The sequence below is a fragment of the Micromonospora sp. WMMD558 genome (assembly GCF_049315255.1).
Classification (GTDB): Bacteria; Actinomycetota; Actinomycetes; order Mycobacteriales; family Micromonosporaceae; genus Micromonospora.
In genome coordinates this window covers 1,609,497-1,627,169 of record NZ_CP186061.1, presented here as the reverse complement: position 1 = coordinate 1,627,169, position 17,673 = coordinate 1,609,497, and the positions used below count along the sequence as shown (strand labels likewise).

Genomic DNA, 17,673 nt, shown 5'->3' with positions numbered 1-17,673 from the left:
GTTGTACAAGGGTCCCTTCCTAACACCGATCGCTCAGCGGCGGGCCGGGCGTTCCGTCGTGACCACCAACGCGACGCCCGCGACGATCACGGCGCCGCCCAGCAGTACCTGCGGCGTGACCGGTTCCGCCACGAGCAGCGCGCCGAGCGCCACCGCGACCACCGGGTTGACGTACGCGTACGTGCTGACCAGCGAGATCGGGGCGTGGTGAAGCAGCCACACGTACGCGGTGAAGGCCACCAGCGAGCCGAACACCATCAGGTACGCCAGCGCCCACCACGACCGGGCGGTGACCGCGCCCGCATCGAAGCCGCGCAGCTCTCCGCGCCCCACCGCGAGAAGTGCGAGCACCGCCGCCCCGGCGAACATCTCGTACACCGTGGCGACGAACGGGTCGGCCGGCATCGGCAGCCGGCCGGACAGGAACGAGCCGACGGACCAGCTCGTCGCCCCCGCGACCACGGTCAACGCGCCGACCAGCGGCACCGCCCCCACTCCGCCGGTCGGCAGCACCAGCAGGACGAGGCCGGCGAAGCCCAGCGTCACCCCACCGAGCGTGGCGAGTCCCGGCCGGTCGCCGGTGGCGGAGCGCAGCAGCACCACCAGCAGCGGCACGGTGGCCACGAGCAGCGCGGCGATCCCGGACGGCACCGCCACGCCCGGCGGCCCGGACTCGGCGAGCACCACGAGCCCGTTGCCGCCGGCCAGCAGGAGCACGCCGACCAGCGCGGCGGAGCGGAGCTGACGCCGGTCGACCCGCAGGGCGCCGGGGCCGCGGCGCAGCCGCAGCACGACCGCGAGGACCAGGCCGGCGGCCGCGAACCGGAGCGCCGCCGAGGCCAGGGGTGGCAGCGACTCCACGGCGATCCGGATGCCCAGGTAGGTCGAGCCCCAGAGGACGTACACCAGCAGCAGTGCCGTCCAGACGAGGGCGGGGGCGGTGCCGGGCCCGCCGGAGACGGCGGCCGGGCCGGTGGTCGGTGTCGCACTTGGCGGAGGTGAGCTCATCGCACCGCCACGCTACGGTGGCGGGGATGTCGGCGTCCCAGAGAGGTGGCCGGCCTCACCACTCGTGCAGGAGGGGCGCATGGCGAACTACGGACCACCGGACGGCACCGCCGGGGAGCCGTGGCGGGGCCGACGCGCCGGGGACGCGTACGGGCCGCCGGAGCGCGGGTGGCGGGACGCGTACCCGCCGGGCCCGAACCCCGGCAGCTACCCCCCGGGGTACGACCGCCCGCCGCGCCCCGACGACCCACCGCACGCCGGGTACGGCTCACCGCAGGGGTACGGCACCGAGCCGTACCGGCCGGCGTACTCGCCCTGGTCCGCGCCCGCGGACGGGCGGCCCGTGCACTCGGGCGACCCCGGCGGCCACGGCGGTGATCCGGCACCCCCCTCCCGGCCGTCCCGCCGCAGGGGCCCGCTGATCGCGGTGCTCGCCGCCGTCCTGCTGCTGGTGCTCGGCGGCGGGGCGACCGTCCTCTACCTGCTCGGCCAGGGCGAGCCCACGCCACCGGCGGCGTCTCCGACGGCTGCGGCCGCCCCCGGATCGGCCGGGCCGAGCGACCAGGCGAGCCCGGCGCCGAGCGTCGCGGCCCCCGAGTCCTCGGCCGACCCGCGTTTCGTGAAGGTCGGTCAGTGCGTCCGCAACGACGGACCGGCCGGCGGGAAGCCCAAGCTGCTGATCAGCGAGTGCGCCGCGAAGACGTACGAGGTGCTGCACCGCGTCGACGGCCCCACCACCGGTGAGAAGGACGCCGCGGCGAAGTGCGCGAAGGTCGACAACTACACCAACTGGTACTTCTTCGACAGCGAACTGGACACCCTCGACTTCGTGCTCTGCCTGAAGCAGCGCTGAGCCACCGCACCCCTGGGGTAGTGATGACCACGTACGGATCAGCCGGCCCGCCGGACGACGAGACCCAGCGCCAGCCCGGCCCGCCGGAGGGGGCGCCGCAGCCCGCCGGCACGCCGGAACCACCGACCGTTCCCGGGTGGGACGCACCCCCGTCCGACGCCGACCCGACCGTTGCGCAATGGGCCAGGCCGCCAGCCGGCGACGAGCCCACCGTCCGGCAGACCGGCGACGACCCGACGGTCCACCAGCCGCCGACGTCCGGCTCGGGATTCCCGCCGCCGCCGTCCGGTGCCGGCTACCCGCCGCCGCCCGCGTCCGGCTCGGGCTACCCGCCGCCGCCAACCTCCGGCTCGGGCTACCCGCCGCCGACGGCCTCCGGGTTCCCGCCGCCCGGGCCGTACCCGCCGGCCGGTCCGACGCCCGGTGCGTTCCCCTCCGCCGGTTCCCCGACCGGCCCGGTCCCGCCGGGCACCGTGCCCGCCGCGGGCGGGCCGTGGGGCGCGCCCGGTGGGTATCCGATGCCCCCGGCACCCGCGAAGCAGCGCGGCGGTCGGATCGCGCTGATCATCGGGCTGGTCGTGCTGCTCCTGCTCTGCCCCTGTCTCGGCCTCGCCGGCTGGGCGGTCTGGCAGGTGGCCGACAACGAGACCTCTGTCGCGCCCCCCGCGCCGACCGCTCCGGTCGACCCGACGCGGGATCCGCTGCCGACCAGCGCGCCGACGCCCACCGACGACGAGGGCGACGACTTCGCCAAGGGCGACTGCGTGGTCAACGACGGCACCGACGACGACGCCGAGCTGCGCAAGGTGCCGTGCGGCCCGAACACGTACGAGGTGCTGCTGCGCATCCCCGCCACGACCGACGGGGACCGCTGCGAGATCCTGGCGCCGCAGGCCACCGCCAACTACGTCCACGACAACTCGGTGAACCTGCTCGACTACGTGCTCTGCCTGAAGCAGCGCTGATCGCTGAAACTAGGGCTGTCTAGCGTGGACGCTAGACAGCCCTAGTTTTGTGTCGAGACCCGCAGCGACGGCACTGACCGCCGACACGCCGGTAGTCCCATCTACGGATGTCTAGCCTCGCCGCTAGACGGCCCGATACTCTCCGATGCGTGGATCCGGTCCGCAACCCGTACGCCCCGGGCGCCGGCCAGCGCCCGCCCGAGCTGGCTGGGCGGGGGCGCGAGCTGGACGTCTTCGACATCGTGCTGGAACGCATCGCCCGTGGCCGACCCGAACGCAGCCTGATGCTCACCGGGCTGCGCGGAGTGGGCAAGACGGTACTGCTCAACACACTGCGCTCGCAGGCGATCAACGGGCTCTGGGGCAGCGGCAAGATCGAGGCGCGGCCCGACCAGTCGTTGCGCCGCCCGATCGCCGCCGCGCTGCACATGGCGGTCCGGGAGCTGGCACCCCGGCACCGCGCCCCGGACCGGATCGACGCGTTCCTCGGCGTCCTCAAGGCATTCGCGCAGCGCTCGGCCCCGACCGGGCGCGGTGGCGCGGGCCCGAAGCTACGCGACCGCTGGCAGCCCGGCATCGACGTGCCCGCCGCCACCGGCCGGGCCGACTCCGGCGACATCGAGATCGACCTGGTCGAGCTGCTCTCCGACGCCGCCGCGATCGCCGAGGACGTCGGCACCGGCATCGCGATCTTCATCGACGAGATGCAGGACCTCGGCCCGGAGGACGTGTCCGCGCTCTGCGCCGCGTGCCACGAGCTGTCCCAGCTCGGCTCACCGCTGATCGTGGTCGGCGCGGGCCTGCCGCACCTGCCGGCCGTGCTCAGCGCCGCCAAGTCGTACTCGGAGCGGCTCTTCCGCTACCAGCGCATCGACCGGCTGGACCGGATCGCCGCCGATCAGGCACTGTGCGCGCCAGCCGAGCGCGAGGAGGTCGAGTACGAGCAGAAGGCACTCGACCTGCTCTACGAGAAGTCCGGCGGCTACCCGTACTTCGTCCAGGCGTACGGGAAGGCGACCTGGGACCACGCGCCCCGCTCGCCGATCACCGCCGCCGACGTGCGGGTGGCGGCCCCCGAGGCGGAAGCGGAGCTGGCGGTCGGCTTCTTCGGCTCCCGGTTCGAGCGGGCCACCCTCGCCGAACGCGAGTACATGCGCGCCATGGCGACACTGTCCCTGGTCGAGGGCGAGACCGACGGCGGCGGTCGGGACGACATGGACGCCGCCGTGCCGACGGCCGAGATCGCCCGGGCCCTGGGCCGCAAGCCCGCGAGTCTCTCCCCGGCTCGGGACGCCCTGATCAAGAAGGGCCTGATCTACTCCGGCGAGCGCGGCACGGTCGCCTTCACCGTCCCTCACTTCGGCCGCTACCTGCGTACCCAACCGGCGTGAGCGCGGCAGGCGGGCCGTGCCGGGGCGGGTCCCCGCCGGCAGCGGGCGGGATCGTTCAGACCTTGGCCCACGGGGGCGGGAAGAGCACCTCGCCACGCGGTGGCGGGCCCTCCCCGCTGGCGGCGGGCGGCAGCTCCAGCGCCTGCCACGGCTCGCCGAGGCCGGACCAGGGGCTGGTGAGGCCCATCTGGTCGGCACGGTCGAAGCCGAACCGCCGGTAGTACGCGGGGTCGCCGAGCACCACCACCAGGCGCTCGCCCAGCTCGGTGGCCGCGTCGAGGGCGGCCTGCACCACCGCCGTGCCCAGCCCGATCCGCTGCCGGTGCGGGGCGACCGCCACCGGGCCGAGGGCCAGCGCCGGCGCGTCGCCCTGATCGGAGCGCACCCGGACCCGGGTGAGCAGGGCGTAGCCGACGATCTCGCCCCCGTACTCGGCGACCATGGCCAGCTCCGGCTGCCAGGCGTCGCTGGCACGCAGCTCGTCGACGAGACCCACCTCGGGCGGCGTGCTCACGTCCGGACGGGCGAAGGCGGCGGCCAGCACGCGACGGACCGCGCCGGTGTCGGCCGGATCCTCCGGGCGGAGCCGCAGTGTCGTCACGCGGGGGAGGTTACCCGTCGCCAGGGGTCCATCCGCGACGGTCGCTGGAATCGGCGTGGCGGACACGTCAATGTCGACCGATCCGGATCGGCCGTTGCCGGGGTAGGGGTGGGCGTGACGGGGTATGACTGACCCATGAAACCCGTACGCTCCCTCGCCCGTGCCATGCTGAGCGGCATCTTCGTGGTCAGTGGGGCCCGCAACTTCGCCAACCCGGGCCGGCTCGTCGCCGCCGCCCAGCCGGTGACCGAACGGGTGACCCCGCTGCTGGAGCGGGCCCACCCCCGCATTCCCACCGACACCGAGACGCTGGTCCGGGCCAACGCGGTGGTGCAGCTCGGCGCCGGCCTGATGCTCGCCACGGGGAAGTTCACCCGACCGGCGGCGCTCGTACTGGCGGGTACCCTCGTCCCGGTCACGATCGCCGGTCATCCCTTCTGGAACAACGACGACCCGGCGGCGAAGGTCAACAACCAGATCCACTTCCTCAAGAACCTCGGCCTCTTCGGCGGCCTCCTGCTCGCCGCCGCCGACACCGAAGGGAAGCCCAGTCTGCGGTGGCGCACCGGCCACCGGATCGGCCACTCGCGACGTTCGGTGCAGCGAGCTGTCCGTACCGCCCGCCGAGAGGCCCGAATCGCCGTACGATCAGCAGCGACGGCTCGACGCCTCCCCGGCTGACCTGCGTCGATCCTCCCCTCCGTCGACCTCCACCCCCGGTCAACGCCAGAAGTCTGGCGAACCACCCGCTAGGCGTTAACGCGGTGGAAATGTCAAAAACTTGTGTGGGATCGGACACGGTCGGATAACGCGGGAGGCACTGACGTGAGGGGTCGTTCTAGGCTCCGTACCGGACCTGGACGGTTAGGACGACCTTGGTACGGGGGTGGCCACGCCATGCCGACGACCGTCGGTGGACGTGTGGACCGCCTCGCCCCAGTCCGTCGCGTTACGCGTGGGATCGATCGCAGGACAGTCGTACGGACCGGCATCGTGGCCGCCGTCGCCTACGCCGCATGGCTTGCCATCGGCGCGTTCGGGCGGCCGTACAACTTCTTCGACATGAAGATCTACCACGGCGCGGTGGTGTGGTGGGCGAGCGGCCACGAGCTGTACGGGTTCATCTCGCCCGGCACGACCCTCGGGTTCACGTACCCGCCGTTCGCGGGGCTCGTCATGCTTCCGATGGCACACCTTCCGGTGGAACTGGCCGGTCTGGTCAACGCCGCGGCGAGCATCGCCGCGCTGGCCGTGGTCCTGGCCGGGCTGCTGCGCCCGATCGTCGACCGGCTGGGCTGGCCGCTGTGGTACACGGTGGCGATCGCCACGCCGTGCGCCGTGGCCCTCGAACCGGCCCGTGAGACCCTCGGCTACGGCCAGGTCAACCTGCTCCTCTTCGCGCTGGTCATGGCCGACCTGATCGGTCTGCGCTGGCGCGCCCGCCGGGGCACGCACGTCGCCCCCACGGACGGCCTGCTGCTGCGCTTCGTCTACAGCGGCGCCTGGGCCGGCGTCGGCATCGGCCTCGCCACCGCGGTGAAGCTGACCCCGGCCCTCTTCATCGGCTACCTGATGATCACGCGCCAGTGGCGCGCGGCGACGACGGCCGTCGCCACGGTGGCGGCCGTGACGGTGGGCTCGTTCGCCGTCGTCGGTCCGGAGTCGCGGGCCTACTTCGGCGGGGTGCTCTGGCAGACCGAGCGGGTCGGCGCCGCCGACATGACGCCCAACCAGTCGCTGGCCGGCCTGCTCGCCCGGCTGTACGACTCGATCGAGACGCCGGGCCTGCTCTGGTTCGCGTTCGCGATCCTGATGCTGGCCCTCGGCCTGTCCCGGGCGGTCAACGCGCGCGCGGACGGCGACGAGCTGACGGCGTTCACGCTGGTCGGGCTCACCACCAACGTGATCAGCCCGATCTCCTGGACGCACCACCTGGTCTGGGTGATCCCGGCGGTCATCGTGCTGGCCGACGCCGCGCTCCGCCGCCGCGACGCGAGCCGGGGTCTCGCCGCCCGGGCCGGGCTGGGCGGGCTACCCGGGGTGAACGGCCTCCGCTCCCCGATCTGGTACCCGACGTTGACCGGGTTCCGGCACGGAGTCGCCGCCGTGGTCCTCTACCTGCTCTTCCTGGTCTCGCCGATCTGGCCGTACGAACACCAACTCCCCGAGGTCTCCCACTACCAGGACGGTCTCTTCGGCGCCCTGATGGAGAACTCGCTGGCGTTGGCGCTGATCGTGCTGGTGGCCGCGCTGCCGTGGCGGCCCGGCGCGGAGCCGGCCTTCTACGGCGATCGGGCCGGCCGCCCCGGCGCGGTGACCAACCGCCGCTGACGGCCGCGCCTACCGCGCGTCACCGGTCGCCCGGGACGGGAGGCGCGGTCCGGGCACACCGTGCCGGGACGAGCAGGCCGGTCGGCCTCAGGGGCAGTTCACCCACTCCTCGGTGCCGTCGGCGAACACCTGCCGCTTCCAGATCGGCAGGCGCGCCTTCACCTCGTCGACGAGACGGGCGCAGGCGGCGAACGCGGCGGCCCGGTGTGCCGTGCTGACCGCCGCCACCAGCGCCACGTCACCGATCTCCAGCGGGCCGATCCGGTGCGACACCGCCACCGCGTACACGTCGGGGTCGGCGGCGACCTCGGCGGCGACCTCCCGCAGCACCCGCTCGGCACTGGGGTGACCCTCGTACTCGAGGCTGGTCACGGCACGCCCGTGGTCGTGGTCGCGGACCACGCCCTGGAACGACACAACCGCACCGGCCCGGCGGTCGGCGACCGCCGCCTCGTGCGCGGCGAGATCGAGCGGGCGTTCGGTCACCTCGCCGAACGCGGCGGTGGGCGCGGTCACCACGCACGCTCCCCGGGCAGCAGCGGCAGTGGCACGACGGGTACCCGGTCTCCCGGCTTGCCGGACGTCCCCGGACGGATCACTGCGAACCCGTCGGCACCGGCCAGCCCCCGCAACATCGCCGACCCGACGTGCCGGACCGGGTGGGCGGTGCCGGCGGTGCGGTCCAGCCGCACCAGCGCGAGGTAGGTGTAGCCGCCCCGACCCGGGATCGGCTCGGCGAGCGTCGCGGACGGCAGCGCCGGCATCGGACGGCCGGCGAGGCCGGCGAGCAGCGGGGCGACCAGCGACACCAGCGCGACGATCGCGGACTGCGGGTTGCCGGGCAGCCCGGCGACGAACCGCACCCGACCGTCGGCGCCGACGAGCCGGGCCACCAGCATCGGGAAACCGGGACGCACCGCGACGGTGTTGACGACGTAGTCGGCGCCCAGCGCCTCCAGCGCGGGGTGCAGGTGGTCGACCGGGCCGTGCATCGTGCCACCCGTGGTGCAGACCAGGTCGGCGTTGGCCAGCGCGCCCCGCAGCGCGCCCACGTGTGCCGGCAGTGTGTCCGCGACCGGCCCCACCACGTCGGAGGGGCGCACGACGCAGCCGTAGCGGCGCAGCCACGCCGGCACCGACGGCCCCAGCGCGTCCCGGACCCGGCCGGCCCCGGGCGGACCCACCGTCAGCAGCTCGTCACCGAAGACCAGCAGCGCCGCGCGGGGCTGCCGGCGGACCCGCAGGGTGTCGTGCCCGCAGGAGGCGGCCAGACCGATCACCGCCGGGTCCGCGGGGGTGCCGGCGGGGAGGAGCTCCTCCCCGTCGTACGCCTCCTCGCCGGGCTCGCGCCACTCCGGCGCCGGCCGCGGGGTGCCGGCCACCCGCCCGTCCGGCGTACGGCTCGACTCCTCGACCCGCAGCACGGCCGTGGTGCCCTCCGGGACCATCGCCCCGGTCGCGATCTCGACGGTCGTCCCGTCCTCGGCCAGCGGCGCCGGGGTGCTGCCGGCCAGGACCCGCCCGACCACCCGCCAAGGGCCGGCACCGCGCACCGCCCAGCCGTCCACGCTGGAGGTGGGGAACGCCGGCAGCGCCGTGCGGGTGGTCAGCGGCTCGGCCAGGGTGTGCCCGTCGATCTCGGCGAGCGGCCGGCTGACCGTGGGCAGCGCGGCGGCCAGGCCCACGGCGTACACCCGGGAGCGCGCCTCCTCCCAGCCCGCCGGTGGGGGCGCGGCGACCCGGTCGGCGGCCGATGCGGTATCCGTGCTCACCGGACGAGCGTATCGGGGCGTGCCCGCCACCGCCGGTCCAGTGGGTCGAGCGCCCACCCAGCGGTCACCGGGAGACGATGCGGCGGTCACGGCCGGCCGGGGAGCCGGTGGCCAGGTCAGTGGTCGCCGCCGCGGATCTGGTCGACGGCGTGGGCGAGGATCGGGCCGAGCACGGCGAGCCCGTCGCGGGCGCCGCCGGTCGAGCCCGGCAGGTTGACCACCAGCATGCGGCCCAGCACGCCCGCCACCCCCCGCGACAGCACCGCGGTGGGCACCCGGTCCCGGCTGTACGCGCGGATCGCCTCCGCGATGCCCGGGATCTCGTGGTCGAGCAGGGCCCGGGTCACCTCGGGAGTGCGGTCCGACGGGTTGATGCCGGTGCCGCCGCTGGTCACGACGACGTCCACCCCGTCGGCGGCGGCGGCGCGCAGCGCCGCACCGACCGGATCGCCGTCCGGCACCACGACCGGCTCGTCCACCTGGCAGCCCAGTTCGCGGAGGCCGGCGGCGAGCAGGGGGCCGCTGGTGTCCGCGTACACCCCGGCGGAGGCGCGGTTGGAGGCCACGACCACCCGGGCCCGGATCACGGCCGGTCCTCCGGGCGGACCCACTCGCCGGTCTTGCCGCCCTCCTTGCGGAGCACGCGCACGGCGTCCACGGAGGCCGCCGGGTCGACCGCCTTCACCATGTCCACCAGGGCCAGGCCGGCGACCGCGACGGCGGTGAGCGCCTCCATCTCGACGCCGGTACGGTCCGCCGTGCGGGCCGTCGCGGTGATCTCGACCGTGTCCTCGGTGAGGGTCAGGTCGACGGTGACGCCGTGCAGGGCGATGGGGTGGCAGAGCGGAATCAGGTCGGGGGTGCGCTTCGCGCCCATGATGCCGGCCAGCCGGCCGACGGCGAGCGCGTCGCCCTTCGGCAGCCCGTCCCGGCGCAGCAGGTCGACGACCTCGGTCGTGGTGCGGAGCCGGCCGGCGGCGACGGCGAGCCGCCCGGTGACCGGCTTGGCGGAGACGTCGACCATGCGGGCCGCGCCGGCGGCGTCGACGTGGGTGAGCTGCCCGGAATCCGTCACGCCGGCGAGCCTATCGGCTGGGGACGACCAGACCTGCCGGTGTGTCCGGTGCGTTGCCGCAGGGACGCCCGGCCGTCGCCGACGGCGAAGGCCGGGGCCGGGCGTCGCCCGGTCGACCCGCCGTCGAGGTCGCTGGGGGATGACCCCGACGGCGGGCGCTCCGGCGATCCAGGTTCTGGCAACAGTCAGAACCTCCCCCGTCGCCGACCCGACAGAGGCTAGCGGTGCCCGCGATAAGAAATCGATAAGCCCTGTATCAGCAGGTCAGCGGGTTGCGCCGGCTCGGGAGCTCGGCTAGACGGCGTTCGACCTCGAACCGCTCCGGCACGCCCATCCGCCGGAAGATCGCCAAGGCCCGCTCCCAATACCGGCGCGCCTCGGCCGCGTCCTCCGCCAGGGCCTGCTCGGCGAGACCCGCCAACGCGCGCCCCTGCTCGTACGGGTGCGCGATGCGGGTCGCGATGCGGAGCGCCGCTCGGTGCAGGTCCACGGGCCGCTCCGTCCGCCCTGCCTGGGCCAGGGTCAACGCCAGGTCGTTGAGAACCGCGGCCTCCACGTGCCGTTCGCCGGAGTCCACAGCCAGCTTGGCGGCGAGTTCGTGCTGCTCGACCGCCTCATCGAGATGTCCCAGGTGTCGCAGCGCTACTCCGATGTCGTTGCGCACCTCTGGCTCCGCGTACCGGTGGCCGGTCCGGTCGCGCAAGGCCAACGCGGCGGACATCAGCCGGATCCCCTCGACATGCCGACCCATCCTGCTCTTGACCGAACCGATGTGGCCGAGGGCGTTGAGGATGTGGAAGTAGTTCCTGTTCTGTCGAGCGTGAAAGAGGTGGGTGCGATGCATCCGCAGCGCCTCGTCGTAGCGGCCCAGAGCCGTCAGCGCGAGGCCGATGTTCGGCAGGAAGCTCGGGACCTCGTCGCTTTCGAGGTAGCGGCGGGTACGTAGGCCGCGGTAGCCCACCTCGACGGCCTCGGCCAGGTCCCCGCGTATCCAGTACACGGCGACCATGTTTGCTCGGTAGCGGTCGATGCTCGGGCGATCGCCGAGCTCCTCGGCGATCTCCACCGCGGCGGCGAGGTGCTCGAGACAGGACCCGTACTCGGACATCCGTAAATGGGCGGAGGCCAGGTAGTTGTGCATCATCGCCGTCGCCCGCTTGTCGCCGAGTACCCGGGCGGCCGCCAGACCGTGGGCGTGCGTGGTGATGATGTCGTCGAAATAGGCGCGGATGTAGAGGAACCGCCACAGGACCCGGGCCAGGCGCCAGGTCTGCCCGTAAAGGCCGCGTCGGCGGGCCGTCGCGACGAGCGACACGAGGTTGCTGCGCTCCGCCTCCAGCCATTCCGTGGTGGGGGCGTCCGGCACCTGTACGAGGTCGGGCCTACGCGGTGTGTCCAGGGCAACCTGACGCCGGAGAAACTTGGGCTCCACGGTCAATGCCGCACGGAGTGTTGTGTGCAGCACGAAATCGAGCAGATCCGACAGTGCGCGGTCACGTTCCTGGCCCGTGTCGTCGCGTTGCGACAGCTCCTGGGAATACTGGCGGATGAGGTCGTGCATCCGGTACCGCCGGGCTGCGATCTCCTCCACCAGGTGGAGGTCGACCAGTTCGTCCAGCGCGAGTTCCGTGATGTCGGCGGGCAGGCCGGCCAGCGCTGCTGCCATCGGCAGGCTCAGGTCGCCGCCCGGATGCTGACTGAGTAGCCGGAACAAACGTTTCGCGGACGGCTCCAGAAGCTCGTACGACGTGGCGAACGCCCCGGCGACCGACCGGTCCTTCGCCGCCAGGTGCCCGAGTCGACCGGCGCTGTCCTGCAGAAGCTGCGCCAGGTGCGACACCCGCCACGCCGGACGGTTTGCGAGCCGGGACCCCGCGAGCCGGATGGCCAGCGGGAGGTGCCCACACTGGCGGACGACGGTTGCCGCAGCCTCGGCCTGCCCCGCCATTCGTGCCGCGCCGGCGGTCGCTTCGAGGAGGGCCAGTCCTTCCTCGGTGCTCAGTACTGGCAGTGAGTGCGGGGGGCCGGCGTCTAGGCCGAAGAGTCGGCGACGAGACGTGACGATCACCAGGGTTCCGGGAGTCACCGGCAGGAGAGGTGCGACCTGGTCGGCGCTGGCGGCGTTGTCGAGGACCACGATGCTGCGCCGGCCGGCGAGCTCACGACGCCAGAGCTCGACACGCAGGTCCCGGTCGGACGGTATTCGACCGGCTGGCACGCCGAGCTGCCGAAGGAGGACCCCCATTGCGGCGGTGGCGTCGATCGCACCCGAACCTTCGTGTCCCCGCAGGTCGATGAAGAGGGCGGCGTCCGGGTAGCGCGGTGCGAGCAGCCGGGCCGCATGCACGGCGGTCGTGGTCTTCCCGCTGCCGGCCATACCGTCGATGACATGCACCGGGGACATCTGCTTCTCGATTCGGCTGGTCTCGGCCAGCAGCCGATTGACCGTCTCGCCGCGCCCGATGAACTGCGGCACGGGCCGCGGCAGCCAGTTGGGCGACGCGTCCACCCGCTCTCCGCTCACCCCACCGACCGGGTTCACCGGGCCTGGTACACCGATGGCCGGTGGAACCCGTCGGCCAGCTGCGGGCGGGTCGCGAAGAAGTTCGCGCACCCGCTGGAGTTCCGCGCCGGGCACGACACCCAGCTGCTCCTCGAGCACGGTCCGGGCGGCCTCGTACGCGTCGAGCGCCGCCGCCCGATCACCGCGAAGGTGCAGCGCCCGGACGAGCAGCGCGTGGGTCGATTCGCGTAGCGGATCACGCACCAGGACCTCGCGCAACGCGGGCACGGCCTGCTCGTGTCGCTGCAACTCGATCCACAGCTGCGCGAGAAGTTCCGTGGCGCGCAGCCGCTGCTCCTCCGCAGCAGCCACGCGCGCGGAGAGAATCGGTCCGAGGGGAACTCCGGCGAGCATCCGGCTCCGCCATCGGCGGACCGCCCGGGCCAGGAGGTTCGCGGCGGACTCCCGGTCGTGCCGGCCGATCAGGGCCTGGGCCTCCTCGCATTCGGCAGTGAACCGAATGAGATCCAGCTCGCACCGCCCGAGGTGCAAGCGGTACGCATCCCCCTTCCGGACGATGAGCGCACCGGCGGAGTCGAGTCCCTGGAGGGTTCGGCGGAGGTTGGCGGCATAGGTGCGAACGTTCGGTACGGCGGATCGGGGTGGCTGCGCACCCCACACCTCATCGACCAGTTCGTCAATCGTCACCAGATGTTCGGGTGCGGTTACCAGCATCGCCAGGACCGTCTGTTGCTTCGGTGTTCCGAGGTGGACGTCGCCCGACGAGACTCGCACCGACAGCCCGCCGAGAACGTGAATCTCCAAGAGCCTCAACTCCGCGTGCCGACATTCATGACGTCATGTTCCGAAGTTTAGTTACCGCGAAAACATGATTGAAATGTCCTGCTTGGTAGTGATTGCCGCACCGATTGGCAGCACCGCCCGACCGCTAACACCTCAGTCCGAACCATTGATGAAAAGGCGAGGCGAGGCCGTCACACTGCTAACGAGGCCTTACCGGATCTCCCCTGTGGCACTCATAGGGCACCCCCACATCTTGAGCATCGGGTTAGCGGGCAGGGACGGATCGTAGCGATCTGTCATCGTATTGGCTTATTTTGCATATAAAGACATTTATCGGCCGAAAGGTGGCGCTAAGCCGCTTAAGCTGACCTCCGCACAGCAATCACTACCGCTGGGGGTCGAAATGAACTCGCACGAATGGGGCTGAGCCACCTACTTCATGTGGCGGAATCACAGTAGTCTTGCGGAGCGTAAGCCCTCTCAGTGTCGACGCGAGGACGTTGGGTGGCTCCACAAGCTCGACGGACCGGGACCGATCGGCGGCTACGGCTGCTAGTCGGTCTCGTCGTCGTGCTTGCGAGCGCAGCCGCGCTGGTCTCGGTAGCCTCCCTCGTCCGCAACCCGGTACGGGACACAGCGGTCGTCGGCGCGGCACTGACATTCCTCGTGGCGCTCGGGTTCACCGTCAAGGTCCGCATACGGATCCGCGCGACACAGCACTACATCGCCTGGACCGAGACAGCGATCATGATCGGCCTCGCTCTCGCTCCGACCTCGCTCGTCGTGGTGGCGACGGGGATCGGCGTCGCGGTCGGCACGGCCCTGACCCGGATCCCACCCTTCAAGGCGCTGTTCGGGGTCGGAAAGAACATGGTCGTGGCGGCTGCAGCCGGCGCGGTCCTGCACGGCACCGCCAGTTACCTCGGTGGCGACGGCCTGTACTCCGTGATCGCGCCCCTGGCCATCGCCTACCTGGCAGCCGTGGTGATCGACGAGCTGATCACGCTGCCAGTTATCGCCATGGCCACCGGCACATCACTCGGCTCGCTCTTCCGCCAGGACTGGGACCTCCGTCTGACCGATGCCTTGGCACGGCTCCTGGTCGTCGTGGGCACGGTCCTGACGCTCCGGATGGACAACCGCCTCCTGCTCGCCGTGCCGCCGCTGGTCCTCAGCCTGCACCTGCTCTACTCCAATCGGGTCAAGGCTCGCACCGAGCAGCAGGCGTGGCAGCGACTCGCCCGCACCACCGACGCGCTCAACGTCGTCAACCTCGACCAGGTCCTCACCACCGCCGTCACCCAGGCCACCGAGCTGTTCAGCGCCGACGAGGTCGAGATCGAGCTGCGCGAGGGCGACCGCACGGTACGCGGCGCGGCCGGCACGATCACCTACGACGGGCCGGCCGCCGAGCCGACGACGGTCGACGGCACGGTGCTGACCACCCCGCTGGAGGGCCACGACCGGGCCACCGGCGTCGGGCTGCTGCGGCTCCGGTTCCGCGGGCCGGTGCAGCTCTCCGAACGCGAGCAGTACACGCTGCGCACCTTCGCGTCCGCGCTGTGCACGGCGGTGCGCAACGCGCAGGCGTACGCCGAGCTGGCCCGGGTCGCCGACGAGCACGCGTACGCGGCCACGCACGACGCGCTGACCGGGCTGGCGAACCGCCGGCACCTGCTCGACCAGGGCACCGAGCACCTCAGCGGCCGGCACGCCGAAGGGGTGACCGCCCTCGTCCTGATCGACCTGAACCACTTCAAGGAGGTCAACGACACCCTCGGGCACGCCGCCGGGGACCAGGTGCTCGTGCAGGTCGCCGAACGCCTGAGCGGTGCCGCCCAGCCCACCGACCTGGTGGCGAGGCTGGGCGGCGACGAGTTCGCCGTACTCCTGCGCGGGCTGCCGGCCCCGGCGGTGGCCGCGCACCGCGCCGAGGCCCTGCTCACCACGTTGCACGAGCCGTTCGACCTCGACGGCATGCGGATCAGCGTCGAGGCGAGCGGCGGCATCGCCGCCGCTCCCGCCACCGGCGGCATGGCCGAGCTGCTGCGCCGCGCGGACGTCGCGATGTACCAGGCGAAACGGGCCGGCCAGCGCATCTCCACGTACGCCCCGAACCGGGACACCGCCGACGTCGCCCGGCTCACCCTCGGCGGGGACCTGCCGCGCGCCGTGGCGGACCAGGAGTTCACCGTCAACTTCCAGCCGATCGTCGACCTCGGCACCGGCGCGGTGACCGGCGCGGAGGCGCTGGCCCGGTGGCACCACCCGACCCACGGCATGATCGACCCGCTGCGTTTCCTCGAGGCCGTGGAGCGCTCCGGCCTGCTGCCCGCGTTCGCCGAGGCGATCCTCGACCAGGCGCTCGTCGCCGCGGGCACCTGGCGGGACGCCGGGTTCGACGTGCCGGTCGCGGTCAACGTGTCACCCCGCAGCCTCCTCGACGCCCGCTTCCCCGGCTCGGTGCTGGCCCGCCTACGCGCCCACGACCTGCCCCCCGACCGCCTGGTTCTGGAACTCACCGAGACGCTCACCCTCAGCCAGCTCGACGTCGTCGACCGGGTGCTCAGCCGGCTCCGCGACGAAGGCGTCCGGCTGGCCCTCGACGACTTCGGCACCGGGTACTCGTCCCTCTCGCTGCTCTCCCGCATCCCGGTGCACGAGCTGAAGATCGACCGCAGCTTCGTCACCGAGATGGAGAGCTCCGTCGAAGCCGCCGCCGTCATCCGCTCCACTCTGGATCTGGGGCGCAGCCTCGACCTCACCGTGGTCGCCGAGGGCGTGGAGAACGAACCGCAGCGCCGCGCCCTGTGGGAGCTGGGCTGCACGGGTGGCCAGGGCCACCTCTTCGCCCGGCCGATGCCCGCCGGCACGCTGCTGGCCGCCCTGCGGCGCGGCTCCGGCGGCCGCCCCGGCCTGCTGGCGCCGCCGCTCCACGACGCCGGTGCGGTCGTACGCCTGCCCGCCAGTCGCCGATCCACGGCCCGCGGCCGCAACCAGCCGGCCTGACCCACCGGCCGCCGGGTCTGCCAGACTGGCCCGCGTGACCGTCGCCGCCCCGACCGTCCGCCGCCGCGGCTGGCGCGTCCTCGACACCGCCAGCGGCGGCCTCGCCCTCGACCTGACCCTGTACGCCGCTTCGGCGGCGTTCGCCGCGGTCACCGCACTGACCTCCACGCTGCTCCCGCACCGGGCCTGGGGCGCGGTCGCCGCCGCCGGGTACCTGCTCGCCAGCCTCGCCGTCACCGCTCAGCTCCTGATCCGCCGCCGCCACCCCGCCTCGCCGCTGACCGGCCTCTCCGCCCGCTGGGCGGTCACCGCGTTCGCCTGGGCCACCACCGCCCTGCTCCCGGCGATCCTGCAGAGCACCGAACGGGCCGGTGGACGTACCGACCGGGCACAGGAGGAGGTGATCGTCGTCGAGGAATCCGGGCACCGCCTGGTCGACACCGGCACCCCCTACCTCGGGCACGACGCGATCGCCGCACTACCCCCCGGTGAACAGCTGCTCGGCTACACCCCGTACCAGCCGGGCATGGCCCTCTTCGGCCTGCCACGGGCCGCCGTCGACGCCACCTGGACCGACGCCCGGGTGTGGTTCGCGCTCGCCACCGCCGCGGCGCTCGCGCTCGCCGTGCGTACCCTCCGGCGGAGCGGCGTCCCCGGCGCGCCGGGCGGACGGGACGCGGCGCTGCTGCGTGCCGTCCAGGCCGCCACCGTGCTGCCCGTCTGCGCGCTCACCCTCGCCACCGGCGGTGACGACCTTCCCGTCCTCGCGCTCTGCCTGCTCGCGCTCGCGTTCGCCGCCGCCGGCCGGCCGGGTCGAGCCGGCGTGGCCGTCGGCCTGGCCGGCGCGCTCAAACTCTTCGCGTGGCCCGTCGCCCTGGTCCTGATCATCTGGGGAACGACCCGGCGCGCCGGGGGGCGGGTGGCCGCCGGCGCCGTCGGCCTGCCGGTCGCCGCGCTCCTGCCCGTGCTGCTCGTCGACCGCGACGCGCTGGTGGAGAACGTGCTCCGCTTCCCACTCGGCCACGGTCTGGTCACGAGCCCCGCCCAGTCACCCTTCCCCGGCCACCTCGTCGCCACCGCACTGCCGGCCGGCCGCGCGTTCGCCGTCGTGCTCCTGCTCGCCGCCGGGCTGGCGATCGCCGTCCGGCTCACCCGCCGCCCGCCCCGCACCGCCGCCGACGCGGCGCTCGTCTGCGGGTACGGGCTGCTCGCCGCGATCCTGCTCATGCCCTCCACCCGGTTCGGGTACCTGCTCTACCCGCTGGCCTTCCTGGTCTGGGCGCCCGCGCTGGCCCGCCCGGCGGGTTCGGTGGGATCGGCCAACCACCGGGCGGAGGACGCCGACACGGCGTACACCTGAG

General features: G+C 73.2%; 14 protein-coding genes. 7 read left to right on the top strand and 7 right to left on the bottom strand.

The window, feature by feature from the left end; genetic code table 11:
* Nucleotides 1-33 precede the first annotated feature (33 nt).
* Nucleotides 34-1,008 (bottom strand): EamA family transporter, encoded by a 975-nt coding sequence (locus tag ACN26Y_RS07880; protein WP_366599381.1) that lies wholly within the window; start codon nt 1,006-1,008, stop codon nt 34-36.
* A 343-nt stretch (nt 1,009-1,351) separates the two neighbouring features.
* Between ACN26Y_RS07880 and ACN26Y_RS07875 the strand changes: the two genes are divergently transcribed.
* The 3 genes from ACN26Y_RS07875 to ACN26Y_RS07865 all read left to right on the top strand — a co-directional run bounded on the left by ACN26Y_RS07875 (nt 1,352) and on the right by ACN26Y_RS07865 (nt 4,217).
* On the top strand, nt 1,352-1,861 hold the full coding sequence (locus ACN26Y_RS07875; protein ID WP_422734911.1) for an LppU/SCO3897 family protein: 510 nt from the start codon (nt 1,352-1,354) through the stop codon (nt 1,859-1,861).
* A 560-nt stretch (nt 1,862-2,421) separates the two neighbouring features.
* Nucleotides 2,422-2,826, top strand: a complete 405-nt coding sequence (locus tag ACN26Y_RS07870; protein ID WP_422734910.1) for an LppU/SCO3897 family protein — start codon at nt 2,422-2,424, stop codon at nt 2,824-2,826.
* Nucleotides 2,827-2,975: 149 nt separating this feature from the next.
* Nucleotides 2,976-4,217 (top strand): ATP-binding protein, encoded by a 1,242-nt coding sequence (locus ACN26Y_RS07865; RefSeq protein ID WP_422734533.1) that lies wholly within the window; start codon nt 2,976-2,978, stop codon nt 4,215-4,217.
* Nucleotides 4,218-4,272: 55 nt separating this feature from the next.
* Here the strand turns inward: ACN26Y_RS07865 and ACN26Y_RS07860 are convergent, their stop codons facing one another.
* Nucleotides 4,273-4,818, bottom strand: a complete 546-nt coding sequence (locus ACN26Y_RS07860) for a GNAT family N-acetyltransferase (protein WP_155329646.1) — start codon at nt 4,816-4,818, stop codon at nt 4,273-4,275.
* Nucleotides 4,819-4,953: 135 nt separating this feature from the next.
* On the opposite strand from ACN26Y_RS07860, the gene ACN26Y_RS07855 reads away from it, so the two are divergent.
* Both ACN26Y_RS07855 and ACN26Y_RS07850 read left to right on the top strand, forming a co-directional pair.
* Nucleotides 4,954-5,499 carry a DoxX family protein gene (locus ACN26Y_RS07855; RefSeq protein WP_422734532.1) on the top strand — a complete coding sequence of 182 codons (546 nt, stop codon included), beginning with the start codon at nt 4,954-4,956 and terminating at the stop codon, nt 5,497-5,499.
* Nucleotides 5,500-5,715: 216 nt separating this feature from the next.
* Nucleotides 5,716-7,149, top strand: coding sequence for a glycosyltransferase 87 family protein (locus tag ACN26Y_RS07850; protein ID WP_155329644.1), 1,434 nt, complete (start codon nt 5,716-5,718; stop codon nt 7,147-7,149).
* A gap of 87 nt (nt 7,150-7,236) precedes the next feature.
* On the opposite strand, the gene ACN26Y_RS07845 is transcribed toward ACN26Y_RS07850, so the two are convergent.
* The 5 genes from ACN26Y_RS07845 to ACN26Y_RS07825 all read right to left on the bottom strand — a co-directional run bounded on the left by ACN26Y_RS07845 (nt 7,237) and on the right by ACN26Y_RS07825 (nt 13,324).
* Nucleotides 7,237-7,665 carry a molybdenum cofactor biosynthesis protein MoaE gene (locus ACN26Y_RS07845; protein ID WP_155329643.1) on the bottom strand — a complete coding sequence of 143 codons (429 nt, stop codon included), beginning with the start codon at nt 7,663-7,665 and terminating at the stop codon, nt 7,237-7,239.
* Nucleotides 7,662-8,921: a molybdopterin molybdotransferase MoeA gene (locus tag ACN26Y_RS07840; RefSeq protein WP_422734531.1), complete on the bottom strand. Its 1,260-nt coding sequence runs from the start codon at nt 8,919-8,921 to the stop codon at nt 7,662-7,664. Before ACN26Y_RS07840 ends, ACN26Y_RS07845 begins: the two co-directional genes overlap by 4 nt.
* A 116-nt stretch (nt 8,922-9,037) precedes the next feature.
* Entirely contained in the window at nt 9,038-9,508 is a 471-nt protein-coding gene (locus tag ACN26Y_RS07835) for a MogA/MoaB family molybdenum cofactor biosynthesis protein (protein ID WP_155329641.1), read from the bottom strand.
* Nucleotides 9,505-9,996, bottom strand: a complete 492-nt coding sequence (moaC, locus tag ACN26Y_RS07830; RefSeq protein WP_155329640.1) for a cyclic pyranopterin monophosphate synthase MoaC — start codon at nt 9,994-9,996, stop codon at nt 9,505-9,507. The genes ACN26Y_RS07835 and moaC overlap by 4 nt, the downstream gene beginning before the upstream one ends.
* A 256-nt stretch (nt 9,997-10,252) precedes the next feature.
* On the bottom strand, nt 10,253-13,324 hold the full coding sequence (locus ACN26Y_RS07825) for an AfsR/SARP family transcriptional regulator (protein ID WP_155329639.1): 3,072 nt from the start codon (nt 13,322-13,324) through the stop codon (nt 10,253-10,255).
* 549 nt (nt 13,325-13,873) lie between these two features.
* On the opposite strand from ACN26Y_RS07825, the gene ACN26Y_RS07820 reads away from it, so the two are divergent.
* Both ACN26Y_RS07820 and ACN26Y_RS07815 read left to right on the top strand, forming a co-directional pair.
* Nucleotides 13,874-16,312: a putative bifunctional diguanylate cyclase/phosphodiesterase gene (locus ACN26Y_RS07820; RefSeq protein WP_370463311.1), complete on the top strand. Its 2,439-nt coding sequence runs from the start codon at nt 13,874-13,876 to the stop codon at nt 16,310-16,312.
* Nucleotides 16,313-16,346: 34 nt separating this feature from the next.
* Complete coding sequence (locus tag ACN26Y_RS07815; protein ID WP_155329638.1) at nt 16,347-17,672, top strand: glycosyltransferase 87 family protein; 1,326 nt, start codon at nt 16,347-16,349, stop codon at nt 17,670-17,672.
* Nucleotide 17,673: the final 1 nt, after the last annotated feature.

Bases quoted from the DNA above. Each gene is read 5' to 3' on its own strand.
- ACN26Y_RS07880 (WP_366599381.1), bottom strand. From the start codon at position 1,008: ATGAGCTCACCTCCGCCAAGTGCGACACCGACCACCGGCCCGGCCGCC.
- ACN26Y_RS07855 (WP_422734532.1), top strand. From the start codon at position 4,954: ATGAAACCCGTACGCTCCCTCGCCCGTGCCATGCTGAGCGGCATCTTC.
- ACN26Y_RS07850 (WP_155329644.1), top strand. From the start codon at position 5,716: ATGCCGACGACCGTCGGTGGACGTGTGGACCGCCTCGCCCCAGTCCGT.